General features: G+C 65.2%; 11 protein-coding genes and 1 tRNA gene. 6 read left to right on the forward strand and 6 right to left on the reverse strand.

Going from position 1 to position 13,933, the window contains the following annotated elements; genetic code table 11:
- Positions 1-2: 2 nt before the first annotated feature.
- Together FJY73_07485 and FJY73_07490 are read left to right on the forward strand one after the other, a co-directional pair.
- Positions 3-1,934, forward strand: a complete 1,932-nt coding sequence (locus tag FJY73_07485) for a DUF4105 domain-containing protein (protein MBM3320502.1) — start codon at positions 3-5, stop codon at positions 1,932-1,934.
- A gap of 10 nt (positions 1,935-1,944) precedes the next feature.
- A complete protein-coding gene (locus FJY73_07490; protein MBM3320503.1) occupies positions 1,945-2,532 on the forward strand; it encodes a hypothetical protein in 588 nt (195 codons plus the stop codon).
- Between the two features lie 24 nt (positions 2,533-2,556).
- On the opposite strand, the gene FJY73_07495 is transcribed toward FJY73_07490, so the two are convergent.
- The 6 genes from FJY73_07495 to FJY73_07520 all read right to left on the reverse strand — a co-directional run bounded on the left by FJY73_07495 (position 2,557) and on the right by FJY73_07520 (position 9,157).
- On the reverse strand, positions 2,557-3,804 hold the full coding sequence (locus FJY73_07495; GenBank protein ID MBM3320504.1) for an ATP-binding protein: 1,248 nt from the start codon (positions 3,802-3,804) through the stop codon (positions 2,557-2,559).
- Positions 3,805-4,085: 281 nt separating this feature from the next.
- Positions 4,086-4,160 (reverse strand) — tRNA-Glu (locus tag FJY73_07500).
- Between the two features lie 77 nt (positions 4,161-4,237).
- Entirely contained in the window at positions 4,238-5,188 is a 951-nt protein-coding gene (locus FJY73_07505; protein MBM3320505.1) for an alpha/beta hydrolase, read from the reverse strand.
- Between the two features lie 42 nt (positions 5,189-5,230).
- Positions 5,231-6,958 carry a metallophosphoesterase gene (locus FJY73_07510; GenBank protein MBM3320506.1) on the reverse strand — a complete coding sequence of 576 codons (1,728 nt, stop codon included), beginning with the start codon at positions 6,956-6,958 and terminating at the stop codon, positions 5,231-5,233.
- Positions 6,959-7,002: 44 nt separating this feature from the next.
- Positions 7,003-7,599 carry a hypothetical protein gene (locus FJY73_07515; GenBank protein ID MBM3320507.1) on the reverse strand — a complete coding sequence of 199 codons (597 nt, stop codon included), beginning with the start codon at positions 7,597-7,599 and terminating at the stop codon, positions 7,003-7,005.
- A gap of 25 nt (positions 7,600-7,624) precedes the next feature.
- Positions 7,625-9,157 carry a sodium:proton antiporter gene (locus FJY73_07520; GenBank protein MBM3320508.1) on the reverse strand — a complete coding sequence of 511 codons (1,533 nt, stop codon included), beginning with the start codon at positions 9,155-9,157 and terminating at the stop codon, positions 7,625-7,627.
- Positions 9,158-9,325: 168 nt separating this feature from the next.
- Here FJY73_07520 and FJY73_07525 point away from each other — a divergent pair, with 168 nt between their 5' ends.
- From FJY73_07525 to FJY73_07540, 4 genes are all read left to right on the forward strand, one after another.
- Positions 9,326-10,792 carry a carboxypeptidase regulatory-like domain-containing protein gene (locus tag FJY73_07525; GenBank protein MBM3320509.1) on the forward strand — a complete coding sequence of 489 codons (1,467 nt, stop codon included), beginning with the start codon at positions 9,326-9,328 and terminating at the stop codon, positions 10,790-10,792.
- Positions 10,793-10,899: 107 nt separating this feature from the next.
- Positions 10,900-12,246 (forward strand): ATP-dependent 6-phosphofructokinase, encoded by a 1,347-nt coding sequence (locus FJY73_07530; protein ID MBM3320510.1) that lies wholly within the window; start codon positions 10,900-10,902, stop codon positions 12,244-12,246.
- A gap of 24 nt (positions 12,247-12,270) precedes the next feature.
- Positions 12,271-12,837, forward strand: coding sequence for a DUF99 family protein (locus FJY73_07535; GenBank protein ID MBM3320511.1), 567 nt, complete (start codon positions 12,271-12,273; stop codon positions 12,835-12,837).
- Between the two features lie 107 nt (positions 12,838-12,944).
- A partial coding sequence (locus tag FJY73_07540; GenBank protein MBM3320512.1) for an MFS transporter occupies positions 12,945-13,933 on the forward strand: 989 nt, incomplete at its 3' end.

The raw sequence follows: 13,933 nt of genomic DNA on the forward strand, positions 1-13,933 counted from the left end.
GATTGCGTAGCGAAGTGGGGAGCGCGCGGACGATCTTGAAGCTCCGCGTGCTCCCCTTGCTCTTTCTCGTCCCGGCCGTCACGATCTTGGCCGCGTCCTCGGCCGCCGGCTCGGAAGAGTCCTATCGATCCGCCCTTTTGGAAGAAGCCTTCCGCGCGGAGCTTCACCGGGACCCATACTGGCACACGCTTCTCCACTACAAGAAGGGAACCTTCGGAGGGAGAAGCCTCGTGGACGATCCGGACTTCTTTCTCGCCGAAAACGGGAAGCGCGAGCCGAAGGCCGAGATGGAAGCGACGATCCGATCGCTGTTCATGCCTGCCGCGGACGGGGAGAGACATCCGGTCTGCCGTTTCCCCGCCCGCTTCGAATGGCTCAAGGAACGGTTGTCGATCGACGAGAGCAGGCTCCCCGTCCCCGCGTGCGCTCCGTTCGAGGAGCTGATGGAGCGGATCCGGCCCGAGTCGGTCACCCTGATCTTCCCCACGTCTTACATGAACAGCCCGGCCTCCATGTACGGGCACACTCTCCTCACGGTCCGAACGGCCTACGCGAGCGATCTCCTCTCCTACGCGATCAACTACTCCGCGATCACCGACGAGACGTTCGGGCTCTTCTACATCGCCAAGGGGCTTCTCGGGCTCTACGAGGGGTACTTCTCGATCCTCCCCTATTACGCCAAACTGCAGGAATATCGAGACGTCAACGATCGCGACATCTGGGAATACTCCCTGAACCTCGACGGGGACGAAGTGCGCCGGCTCCTTCTGCACATGTACGAGCTCCAGGATATCTACTCCGACTACTTCTTCTTCAGCGAGAACTGCTCCTACAACCTCCTCTTCCTGTTGGACGCGGCCAGGCCCGGCCTTCGTTTGACCGACGAGTGCGCTTGGTGGGTAATTCCGCTCGACACGATCCGCGAGATCAAGAAGGCCGGGCTGATCGGAGAGATCGTCTACCGGCCGTCTAAGTCGACGCGCGTGAAGCACCTCGCTTCTTCCCTCCCGCCCGATCGGCGAAAGGACGCCCTGGAGATCGCCCGCGGGGCGCTCGAGCCGGATCGTTTCGCGGCTCAGGAATTTCCCGCGGATGAGAAGATCCGCACGGTCGACCTCGCCGCCGAGTATCTTCAATATCAATACTCGAAGAAGGAACTGCCGAAGGAGCAGTACGTCGGACGATTCCTCGGCGCGCTGGAAGCCCGGAGCTCCCTCGGAGAGGCCGAAGAACCGCGAGACTCGATCCCGCCTCCCGGACGGCCGGACGAGGGGCACCGCTCGAACCGGATCGCCGCCGGCTTCGGCTTCGTCGAGGACCGGCCCTTTCAGGAGATCCGCCTGAGGCCGGCCTACCACGCGCTCATCGACAACGCGAGCGGATACAAGCGGGGGTCGCAGATCGTCTTCCTCGACGCCGCGATCCGCTACCGTATGCTCGACCGGAAGCTCGAGCTGGAGTCGATCGATCTCATCGACATCGTCTCGATCGCGCCGCGGGATGCTTTTTTCAAGCCGGTTTCGTGGAAGGTGAAGACCGATCTCTTCCGGAGAAGGCTCGAGAACGGCGGGGAGCACCTCGTCTACCGTTTGAACCCCGGCTTCGGACGCGCGTACGAGAACCGCGTGCTCGGGTTGTGGTACTTGATGCTCGAAACGGATCTTCACGTGGGGGGCGCGCTCGAGCGGAGCTGGTCGGTGGGGGCGGGGGGCTCGACCGGGCTTTTCAAGGACGCGACCGGGTGGTGGAACCTGCACCTCTTCGCGAAGGATCTCTACCACCGGCTCGGCGATCGGGACAATCTCTTCTCGGCGGGCCTCGAGCAGAACTTCCGGATCGGCGCCGACACAAGCGTGTCGCTGGAGGTTCTCGTGAACTCGCTCCACGACGAGGCGGTCTTGGAATCGGCGGCGCGCTGGAACGTCTTCTTCTGACGAGGGCGGAATGCGGAGGTTTCTCCTCCTGCTTCTCCTCTTTCTTGCGGCCTGCTCGGTCGCGCCGAGGAGCGGGCGCACTCCCCCGCCCGAAGCGGTCGGTGGTTCGTCCGTCGCGCCTCGCGAGGAGCGCCGGGACGGGGGGCGCGACGAAATCCTCGCCCACGCCCTCGATCTCCTCGAGAAGAGCGCCGCCGACTCGTGCGCCGTGTGTGCAAGGGAATCGAGAGCGAAAGCGTTTCGTCTCCTCGCCGAACGCTTTCCGCCGGGGCGGATCGTGAGGACCGACGGGGAGTGCCGGTTCCTATCCGATCCAAACGGAGAGAACGAGCTGGTTTATGCTTCATGTCCAAACGAAGATCCTCGCGTGACCTTCCGCTTTCACACCGCCGACAACCATCTCGCCGGGATCGCCGAGCCCGATTGGACGGAAGCGCCGATCGCGGATCGCGTTCGATCCGCCTCCGAGGGGACCCTGTTCCAAGGAACGCTTGAAATCGTCCGGTTCGCCTACGGAGATGGGCCGACCATCACCGATCGTCCGTCGATCCGCCGCCTTCAGGTTCACGTCAAGATCTTGACGATCGCCCCCGAATAACGACGGGCTCCTGGACCTCTCGGCTCATCGGGCCTCCCACAGCACGCCGATCGGCACCGCGTACATCTTGCCTCCAAAGCTCGCGCGGGTCTCGCCGTCGTACAGGACGACGCCGGCCGCAAAACGCCGCCCCGCGGCCGCAGCGAGCTTCTTCAGCCCGCGGAAGTCCGCCGCGGTGACGGTCGCGGCCGCCTTCACCTCGACGCCCGCGAGCGCCCGGCCGCCCCGCTCGAGCACGAGATCCACCTCATAGCCGTCCTTGTCGCGAAAGTGATGAAAGCGAAGGTCCTCTTCCAAGGCGCTCGCCTGTCGGCGGATTTCCTGGTACGCGAACGTCTCCAGCAGTTGTCCCAACACCGCCCGATCCTCGTACAACGCATTCGAGTCGAGACCGAGGACCGTCGAGGCGACTCCCGTGTCGCCGAAGTGGAGCTTGGGCGTCTTGATCAGGCGGCTCAGCCGGTTGCTGTGCCAAGGGGGCAACTCCTCGATCAGGAACACGCGTTCGAGGAGCGTCACATAGTCGCGAATCGTCGGCCGGCTCAACTGGAAGGGCCCGGCCAGGTCCGTGACGTTCAAGAGGCGCGCCGTTTGCCCGGCGGCCAGCGCCAGAAGTCGAGGCAGCGCGTTGAGCGAGGCGATACGCGCCAGGTCTCGGACATCGCGCTGTACGATCGTCTTGACGTAATCCCTGTACCAGGCCGTCCGGCGGCGCGGGGCTGTGCGCGCGAGCGCCGCGGGATAGCCGCCCGCCACGATCCGCTCGGCAAGGCGGCATCCCAGGCGCTCGGCGCGGCGCACCCTGAAGTCCGCGTTGAACAGTGCATCGAGGAACCCCGGCGCTCGTTCCTCGATCTCGCATTGCGCGAACGGGAAGAGCCGGATGATCTCGATCCGGCCAGCCAGCGAGTCGGCAAGTTTCGGTACGAGCAGCACGTTGGCCGATCCGGTGAGGAGGAATCGTCCGGGCCGGCGATCCCGATCCACGGCGACCTTGAGCGCCGCGAAGAGGTTCGGCACTCGCTGCACTTCGTCAAGGGTGGCGCGCGCGGGCAGATCGCCGACGAAGCCCACCGGATCGGCCTCGGCCGCTCCGCGTGTCACGTCGTCGTCGAAAGTGAAGTAGGTATAGCCCAGCTTCGCGCCGATCCGCTGGGCGAGGGTTGTCTTACCGCTCTGGCGCGGCCCGTGGATGAGAACGACCGGGCTGTCGCGGAGCGCGGTCTTCAAGCGGGCTTCCACCATGCGACGCCGAATCCGAGTGGACTCCATGACGGCCGATCGTAGCCGCTCTCGTCGGCTGATTGCAAGGTTATCTTTCGGCCAATCGTAAGGTCTCCGGCCGGTCGATCGAAACCACACCCGCCTACGCGACCGCCCAGCGGATCGTGAAGAGGATCAATGAACCTGAGAGCTCGCCGCCCTCGGAACCTTCAACTACGGACGGGGCAAGGCCGCGAGACTGCCTGATGGTTTCTTGGGGAGACAATGACTCCCTCGAGGACCGGAATAAGGACGCGAAAGCCGCTGACGGCGCTCAGCGGCTTCAATATTGGTACCGCTACGGGGATTCGAACCCCGGTTTTCTGGCTGAGAACCAGATGTCCTAACCCCTAGACGATAGCGGCACCCAGGATGACTCGGTTCTTCGGGGAAGTATAGCGAGCGGCGGAAGGGCGCGCAAGATCAAACGCAAGGGGACCGCTCACCCCTCCGCCGGCGGGGCGGCCTCGCCAACATCTTGAAGAAGCTGAAGTTCCCGGAGCCACGCCACGACCTCCCGGACCAGCTCCTCGAGAAGCGCTTCCTTCTCAGGGAGAACATGGCCCCCGCCGAGAAGGACCACGGTCTTCGGATCCCTCGCCGCGTCGTGTAGAGCGCGCACCGAGGCGGCGGGGATTCGCGGATCATCCTCGGCGCTCACGAGGAGGAGCGGCGCGGGGGCGATTCCGCCGGCGGTTCGTGCCGGATCGAGACGGGCGAGCAGGCGCCCGAGCGTTCGTCCGGCGAGCGCGCGAAGGGTGAATGGACCCGATGGAAGGGCCCGCGCGATGATCGGCCCGATGTCGCCTCCTCCGTAGAGAAGCGCGACCGCGTCCGGCTTCTCTCCGATCGAGGCGAGCGCCGCGGCGAAGGGGACGCCGAGGCTGACCCCGATGAGGACGTTCGACGCGCCGTCCCCTCGCGAGAAGATCGCGCGCTTCGCGAGCCCGAACGAGACGAGGCTTTCCGCGGTTCCCTTGATGAGCGAAGGAATCGACGCGGCCTTCGAGAGCGCGTCGCCCCGCGGGAGCCGCGCCGCGAGCGGATACTCGAACGAGTAGATCTCCGCGCCGGGGAACGGGACGACGAGCCGGGCCGCGTTCTCTCCCGTTCCGATTCCGCCGATGAGAAGAACGCGAAGCCGAAGATGATCTTCCGGAGAGATCTCGCGTCGGAGACCGATGGCCCGCTCTCCCCCCGCTCCCGTGATCCGCACCTCGGCGATCCCGTCCCGCGCCTCTCCGATCTCGATCGCTTCGACTTCGATCGCGCGGGCGCGCTCGATCGCGCGCTCGAAGGATCGATCGGCCATCCGAACGAGCCAGGCATACCCGGCCGCGAGCAGAAAAAGAACGACGAGAACCGCGGCACCGATCGTTCGAACGCGAAGCAAGCCGAAACCTCTCTCGTGCGCGGCGCGGGTGCGCGGCGCCGGCTAACGGAAGTAGAGAACCCGTCCGACGCGCGCTTCCCCCTCGAATGCCACGCGGTAGAAGTAGACGCCGGCCGAGAGACTCGCTCCCGACGGAGCGCGTCCGTCCCAAGGAAACGCGTGCGCTCCTCCGGGGAACGGCCCGCGCGCCAGGAGAAAGAGGTAGCGGCCCGCTACGTCGAACAGCTCGATCGCGACCGTTCCGCCCGGATCAGGGATCTCGAAGCGGATCTCGGTCGCCCCATTGAACGGGTTCGGGACGCTCCCGATGAGACGGAACGCGTCGGGGACTGGCGGAACCGGCGGGCGCGGCGACTCGTCCGACGGCTCGAGCCGCACGCGCGCCCTCTCCCCTTCGGAGAGCGAAACGCGCGCGACCACGACGAGCGCGGTATCCGCGTCGATCTCGCGGATCACCGTCCCCCCGCTCGCGCCGTACGGCGCGCTCGCCTTGGGCATCACGAACGAGACTTCGGCGAACTCGAGCGGCTGGTTGTGCCCGTTCACGATCGTCGCGGCGTTCGCGTCGCGCGATCCGTCGTTCGGCGCATCGAACTCGATCGTGAGAAGCTCCCCTCGGCTCCCCGCCCGGAGCGTCGGCCTCTCTCCAAGCCGCCCGTCTCTCACGCGCACGATCCGATAGGCTCGCTTTCCATCCGCGCACGCCTCCGTGGCGAGCACCGGCCTCGGATCGGTGATCGAACCGGCGTCCCGGTGGATGTGGCCGTAAAGGGCGAGGTCGATCGCGCGCTCCGCCGGATCGCCGATCTGGTTCGCGAAGTCGTAGTGGTAGAAGGCGACCACCCGGCTCCCCTCCGGTCTCGAATCGGCCGCCTCGCGGAGAAAGTCGAGCTGGTGCCCGAGGAAGGAGCTCGCCCCGTAGGTCCCGCTCCGCCACCCGTCGTAGTTGAGGTACGCCTCGAGACCGATGAAGCGGACCGGGCCGTAGTCGAAGAAGTAGTTCTGGGTCGTCACCCGGTCCGGAGGATCGTCGAGATACGGCCACCCGAAGAAGCGCCACCAGTTCCTCCGCGCGGTTCCGTCCGGGGGCGGGGTGTCGCGCCACCCGCCCACGTCGTGGTTCCCCGCGACGAGGAAGACCGGAACGTCGAGCTCGAGGAGGAGCCTCTGCGCGCGCGAGTAGGCCCGGTACTCGTTCAGGTCTTCGGCCTCCCCCTCGTTGACGAAGTCGCCGGTGAGGAGGACGAGCTCGGGGGCGATCAGGTTGAGATCGTCGATGACCGCGCGGAAGTCGGCCATCTCGGTCGAGTCTGCCTCCCAGCCGCGGCCCCCGTAGTACGTGTGCCCGGGGAGGTGGGTGTCGGTCACGTGGGCGAAGCACCAGTCGTCTTCGTAGCGGGAGAGGATCTTCACCGCGCGTCGGGTCGTGTCGGCGACGCCCCCCGCCGCGTGCACGGCAAGGTCGTAGAGCGTCTCGGGCAGATCGAGCGGGATCGGCGCGCGAAGCGTCCAGAGCTTTCTATATGAATTGTACGTCGCGCCTGCGACATCGAGAGGGAAGGAGCATGGGGGCCGGAGCAGCTCGACCGACCACCCATCGGTCGAGGGGGGCGCGCTCGCGTTGATCTCGAGCGTCTCCCCCGCGGCGCGGATCGCCGGCACGCCGAGGATCGGGCGCATGATCACGGTGAGCGTGTCGCCGATCGGCCGGGCGAACACGGCGGGCGCGGCAATGAAGAAGAGCGCGGCGGCGGCCGCCAAGAGCCACATGATGCCGCTCCGACGAACCTCTCGGGGGGATACGCGCGCGGGGCCTACTCCAGCGCCAAACGAACCGGCCCGCAACGAATCAAAGGATTGTCCGCGAGACGCTTCCTCTGCTCGACGATCCGGTCGACCGGCCCCGCGTAGGCGTACGATCCCTCGATTTCGTAGTGGTGAGCGGGCGCGTAGGCTTCGATCCCTGCCGCCTCGTCGCGCCGGTCTTCTTGGAGCGTGAAGCCGGGGAGGATTTTCACCCCGTCGGGGGGGTTCTCGACCGCCCGGCGGATCTCGATCCCCTCGCTTTCGGAGAAGGTCTGGAAGCGCGCCTCCAATCCGGCCTCTTTCACGGCGCGAGAAGCCGCGACCTCGAGACGAAGCTCCTCGCCCGCGCTCTTGAGAGCATCGAGAATCGGACCGTGCAGGCTCTCCTCGACAACGACGGCCGTCGTCATGTACTTCTGGAGACCGATCCAATCCGCCAGCTTCTCCGCCAAGCCTTCCTCGGTGCCGAAGTCCACCTCGATCTTGTCCTGCTCGCAGTAGTAGACCCTGCCCACCGCCCCCTTCCCCGCGAGAAAACCGGAAACGAAGCCGCGCACCAAGGGATACGGCCCGCGGACCAGAACGGCGCGAAACCTGCGGTCCATGACGTCCTCCTCTTCCCCCTCGATTCTACAAGAAGAGCCACACCACGAGAAGGAAGCACGGGATGAGGATCGGGATCGAGTACTTGAACATGTACCCGAAGAAGCTCGGCATCCGCACGCCCGCTTCTTCGGAGATCGACTTCACCATGAAGTTCGGTGCGTTCCCGATGTAGGTGTTCGCTCCCATGAAGACCGCGCCCAAGGAAATCGCCTTCAGGTAGAGCCCCCGCTCCGCGATCAGCGCGTGGATCGCGTCGATCTCCCTCATTCCCTCGTAGAACCTCCCGAGAGCCGTGTTCAGGAACGTGAGGTAGGTCGGCGCGTTGTCGAGGAAGCTCGAGAGCGCACCCGTGATCCAGAAGTAATCGGCCGGCTCCTTCGCCGCTTCGATCAAGAAAGCGAGGTGTCCGTGAGTGCCGGCGCGAAGGATCGCGAGGGCGGGCACGATCGTCATGAAGATCCCGGCGAAGAGATACGCCACCTCCTTGATCGGGAACCAGCTGAACTCGTTCGCCCGGCGGATCGCCCGCCTGGTCGTCCAGAGGGACAAGAGCCCCATCAGGATCAGCATCGAGTCGCGGAAGATGTTCTGGTACGGCACGTGCACGCCGAAGATCGAGACGTGCCCTGCGTGCCAAACTCCCGAGATCAGGACCGCCGTGAGGATTCCGCCGAGGAAGAGGAGGTTGTGGAGGCCGTCCACGCGGACACCTTCCGTCCTCACGCCCTCCAAGTTCCCACGGAATATGCCGTCCTTCCGGTAGAAATACGTGTCGATCGCGAAGAAAAGAGCGAGAAGAAGAACAACGACGAAGCCCATCATCGGGAAGAGGCCCATCGTCCAAAAGAAAGGAACCCCGTGGACGAACCCGAGAAGGAGCGGCGGGTCCCCGAGGGGCGTGAGCGACCCGCCGATGTTTGAAACCAGAAAGATAAAGAAAATGATGATATATGCCTTGTGCTTCCGCTCCTTGTTCATCCGAAGAAGGGGGCGGATCATGATCATCGAGGCGCCGGTCGTCCCGACCCACGAGGCGAGCAGGGTGCCGATGAGAAGAACCACGACGTTCCCGAGCGGGGTCCCGCGGAAGCTCCCGCCGATGCAGATCCCCCCCGCCGTCGTGAAAAGAGACCAGAGGACAAGAATGAACGGGATGTAGTCGACGATATAAATGTGAAGAATCTCGTAGAACGCGGCCGATTTGTAGACGAGAAGGAACGGAACGGCGAAGACCGCCGCCCAAGCAAAGGAAATCTTCGGGAAATGCCGGTGCCAGAAGTGGGGCGCGAGAAGGGGAAAGAGCGCGATCGAGAGAAGAATCCCGGCGAAGGGGATCACGCTCCAGAGAGGGAGCCGTTCGCCGAGCTTGGTTCCGTGCGAGTGTTCGCCCCCGTGCTCCGCCTGCTCCGCCGCGAGCGCCGCACCCGGGAGGAGGAGGAGGAGCGCCAGCAAGAGGAAGAGAGAGATGGCGAAAACGGCGCGGCCGCCGAGAAGACGGAGCCCTAGCGAACCCGGGGCGGATCCGGCGCGACCGTGCGGGATGTTCTTCGTCTTCATCGATCTCCGTTTGGTCGAGATGAGAGCCGAATAGGGATACGAATGGAGGTATTGTCGCCTCGAACCGAGCGGCGCGTCAAGGAGAGACGGATCGGTCTTCCCGCTTCCTCGCGGGCATGATAGAATACGTGCGTCGATCGCTTCCGCCCTTCAACCGCGAGGTTCGCCATGAACCGAAGAACGATCCCGCCTTTCCCCGCGCGTCGAGCGGAGAGCGGGGAACGACCTCTTGGCGCTCCCTTGTCCGCGGTCCTTCTTGTCGTCGCTCTTTCTCTCCCCGCCTGCGATACGGGGAAGATCGGGGGACCTGGGGAACCGTCCGAGGCGCGCGCCGTCTTGGCGGACAGCCTCCCGCGGGTCTTCGCCGAGCGGGACGACGCGGCGTACGAACGCCTCTTGCATCCGGACTATCGGTTCACGTTCGCCGCGGGCGACGCCCCCGCGGATCTGCCGGGTTCGTTCTGGGGGAAGAAGACGGAGAGCGCGGTCGTCGAATCGCTCTTCTCGCACGCGGAGATTCAGGTATTGGACTTCGATATCGCGATCTTCGACGATGCGTTCACGCTCATCCCCGGAACGAGCGGCGAGCGAGACTACCGCGCGGGGGCGATTCTCGGCGCGGCGATCGTCCGGCAAGATACCGCGGGGGGAACGATCGACACGGTGATCGTTCCGGTCATCGAAACCTATCGCCTCCGCGTCGATCCCGCCGACGGATCGTGGAAGATCTACGACGAGATCGAGCAGGGACCGGCCGGCAAGACGGCGGGCGCGTCCGCGGAGACGAGCCGCTGGGGCGCATTGAAGGCGGCCTTCTACGCTCCACTCCCCCTTCCGGCGGAGCGGACCGTGAAGGGGATCGTCCGCTTGGACGACGAGGCAGGGACGCCGCTCGAGGGGGCGACGGTCGAAGCGGGGACGGAGAAATCCGTCACCGATGCATACGGCGCGTTCTCGATTCCCGGCGTTCCCCCCTCCGTGACCTCGCTCCGCGCGAGCCACGCGAGCGCGCTCCCGGCCGTCATTCCCGTCGGCGGCGGAGACGATGTCTTCCGGGTGGATATCGCGCTTCGCGCACTCCTTCTCCATGAGACGCCGGGCGCGATGCTTGAAAGGGATTTCGCGGCGGCGTACTCGACAAGAGACAGCCTGCGCTACGCCTTCCTTCTCGACTCGCGCTATCGCTTCACGCCTCTTCTGGACGAGATCGATCCGGACGACCCGCTTCCATACTGGACCCTCGACGAGGAGCATGCGATCGCGGGGCGGATGTTCGCGGGCACGGCGAACTCTCGGGGACAGATCGTCAAGCGGATCAAGCTCGTGCTCGACGTGAAAACGTCCGCCGTGGACGACACCCCCGACCCCGAGAGGCCGCCCGGCGAGATCTGGCACAGGACGACGACCTTCGTCGATCTCCTCGTCACGGTCGACGATCCGGAGGACCCTGAGGGGATCATGCACTATGTCGTTCTGTCGGATCAGGTCTTCATCACCCGGCCGGATCCGGCGCGGGCAGGTCGCTATCTCGTCGTCCGACAAGAGGACCGGCATCCGATCAACCGAATGCCGAAGGGTCCCTCGCGGGGGACGGAAGGAACTTCTTGGGGTAGCATCAAGAGCCTGTGGCGGTAGCCGGCGGGGCGCTCCCGACCGGATCCTTCGGCTCGCGCACAGATCCGCGGGCCTGATCGAGGTCCGTGAGACAACCCGGCCGGCCCGCTCATCCGAAGGAGACATCGATGCTCACGCCGGACGATTTCCGCGTGCGGACGCTGGGCGAGCGCCGCATTCATTCGCCCCTCAACTATTCGACCCGGCGCGGGGACGGCATCGGAAACTTCATCCTCGACGAGACGATCGTGCGGGCGAAGATCGAGCTTCGTCCAGGAGAGGATCCACGCGAGGATCTCTTCTTCGAGAAGGCGGGGCCCCGAGAGCGCCTCTTCTTCGATCCGGCGACGACGAGGGCGGCGATCGTAACCTGCGGGGGCCTCTGCCCGGGGACCAACAACGTGATCCGCGCGCTCGTTCTCGGGCTCCACCATCGCTACGGCGTGCGGGACATTCTCGGTATCCGCTACGGATTCGAAGGTCTGAATCCCGCCGTCGGCCTTCCACCGATCCGCCTCGAACCCGACTTCGTCGAGTTCATCCACCGACGCGGCGGCACCGCGCTCGGCACCTCGCGCGGCGAGCAAGACCCAAAAACGATGGTCGATTTCCTCCGGGGAGAGCGCATCGACATCCTCTTTTGCATCGGGGGGGACGGCACGCATCGGGGCGCGCACGCGATCTGGGAGGAGATCACGCGCCGCATGGAGCGAATCGGCGTCGTCTGCGTCCCCAAGACGATCGACAACGACATCCCTTTCGTTCGGAAGAGCTTCGGGTACAGCACCGCGCTCGAGAAAGCGCGCGAGGTGATCGACGGCGCGCACATGGAGGCGAAGGGAGCCCGCAACGGCATCGGGCTCGTGAAGCTGATGGGGAGGGACGCGGGGTTCATCGCGGCGGGCGCGACTCTCGCGAGCCAAGAGGTGAACTTCACGCTGATCCCCGAGGTTCCCTTTCGGCTCGAGGGGCCGGATGGGTTCCTCGCGGAGCTCGAAAAGAGAATGGCCGCGCGCGGCCACGCGGTGATCGTCGTCGCCGAGGGCGCGGGCCGGCATCTCTTCGACAAGGAGCCGGTCCTTCGCGACAAGTCGGGGAACGTGCGGCCCCACGACATCGGCGTCTATCTCAAGGAGCGCATCGTCGCCCACTTCGCGGAAATCGAGAAGCCGGTCACCCTCAAGTACATCGACCCGAGCTACATCATCCGCAGCGCTCCCGCGGACGCGGACGACAGCGTCTTCTGCAACGCGCTCGCCCGCCACGCGGCGCACGCGGGGATGGCCGGAAAGACCGGCGTCACGATCGGCTATCAACACGACATCTTCGTCCACGTTCCGATTCCGCTCGTGCTCGTCCGGAAGAAGCGCGTCTCGCCCGAGGGGAGATTGTGGGTGTCGGTGCTGGAGGCGACCGGCCAGCCGGCTTCCTTCGGCCTTCCGATGGGGGAGGATTTGGGAGCCGATCTCTTCTGAGCGAGAGCCTGGAAACCACTTGATATGCAAAGAAAGACTCCGCGCGTGCTCGGCGTCGACGACGGTCCCTTCCGCAAGGGACAGAAGGACTCCGTCCCGATCGTCGGCGTTGTGATGGAGGGATCCTTGCTCGTCGAGGGGGTCGCGATCGGATCGTTCCCTGTCGATGGAGACGGGGCGACCGAGTACCTCTCCGAGTGGATCGGCGCCATGCGATGGGCGCCCGCTCTTCAGGCGGTCCTCCTCGGAGGCGTCACGCTCGCGGGTCTCGGGCTTGTCGACATCGAGGAGCTTTCGCGGCGCCTCGGCGTGCCGGTCCTTTCGACGACCCGGCGCGAGACCGGGACGAGCGCTCTCGGCGATGCACTTCGCGCTGCGGGTCTCTCGGAACGCCTCCCCCTCCTCGATCGAATCCCCCCCTGCCGGGAAGTCCGGAGCGGCCTCTTCGTCACTCATGCCGGAACGACCGCCGGCGACGCCGATGCGATCGTCTTCTCCACCCTGGGCCTGTCGAACATCCCCGAACCGATCCGCATCGCCCATCTCATCGGGGCGGCCCTCGAGCGCGGGGCCTCTCGGGGCCGCGCGTGACCGCCTCGGGACCGGCGGATCGGGCGCGCGACGGGGCGCGGATCGTGGTACAGTTTCTGGACCGCGCCAGGTCGCGGCGGCCAATCCACTAATCTTGGGAGTGACGAATGAAGCAGCGCACGCCTTTTCCGCCGGTCTTCTGGGTCGCGAACCTCATCGAGGTGCTCGAGCGGTTCTCGTACTACGGCATCTACTTCGGCTTCGGGATCTACATGGAGTATCTCGGATACACGAGGGGCCAGCTCGGGATCGTTCAGAGCATTTTCCTGCTCATCTCGTACACGGTTCCGCTGATCTCCGGGACGTTCGCCGACCGTTTTGGCTTCAAGAAAGTGCTCATTATTTCATACCTTGCGTATCTCCCCTCGATCCTTCTTCTCATCGTGACGAAGTCGTTCTCGGGGATCGTTCTTACGATGCTCAGCATCGGGCTCGCCGCGGGGATCTTCAAGCCGCTCATCTCGGGGACGGTGCGCGCGGTGACCGATTCCACAAACAAGACGCTCGGCTTCGGCGTGTTCTACGCGATGGTGAACGTCGGCGGGTCGTTCGGTCCGGTCATCGCGGGGCGGCTGCGGGCGATCTCCTGGGACTACGCCTTCCTCGCGTCGGCGATTTCCATCGGCGTCATGCTCCTTATCACGATCTTCTTCTATAAGGAGCCGCCGCGCGAGATGGAGGGGGCCACGCTCAAGTCGAAGTTCAAGGAGCTCGGCGTCGCCCTCTCGGACGCGAAGTTCGCGGTCTTTCTCGTTCTGCTCGGAATCTGCTTCTGGCTCCCGTTCTGGGCGTTCTTCAACCTGTGCGCGGTCTATGTCGATCGGAACGTCGACACGGCCCGACTGTATCTCGCCATTCGAAGCGTTCTCGGCGCGGGATTCGCCGACTTCCTTTCCCATCGGGACGAGGCGGGCGTGCGGCGCATCCTCGGGGAGACGATCGCCCACACCGGCTACATCATCATGATCCTGCAGGTATTCGTCTCGCGCATCTTCGAGAAGTTCAAGCCGATCCCGTCGTTCCTCTTCGGGTTCGTGATCGTGGCGGCCGGGTTCGTCGTTCTCGGGCTCGCGAGCACCGGCCCCCCAACGCTCGT

Source organism: Candidatus Eisenbacteria bacterium (assembly GCA_016867715.1).
In the GTDB taxonomy this organism is placed as follows: Bacteria; Orphanbacterota; Orphanbacteria; order Orphanbacterales; family Orphanbacteraceae; genus VGIW01.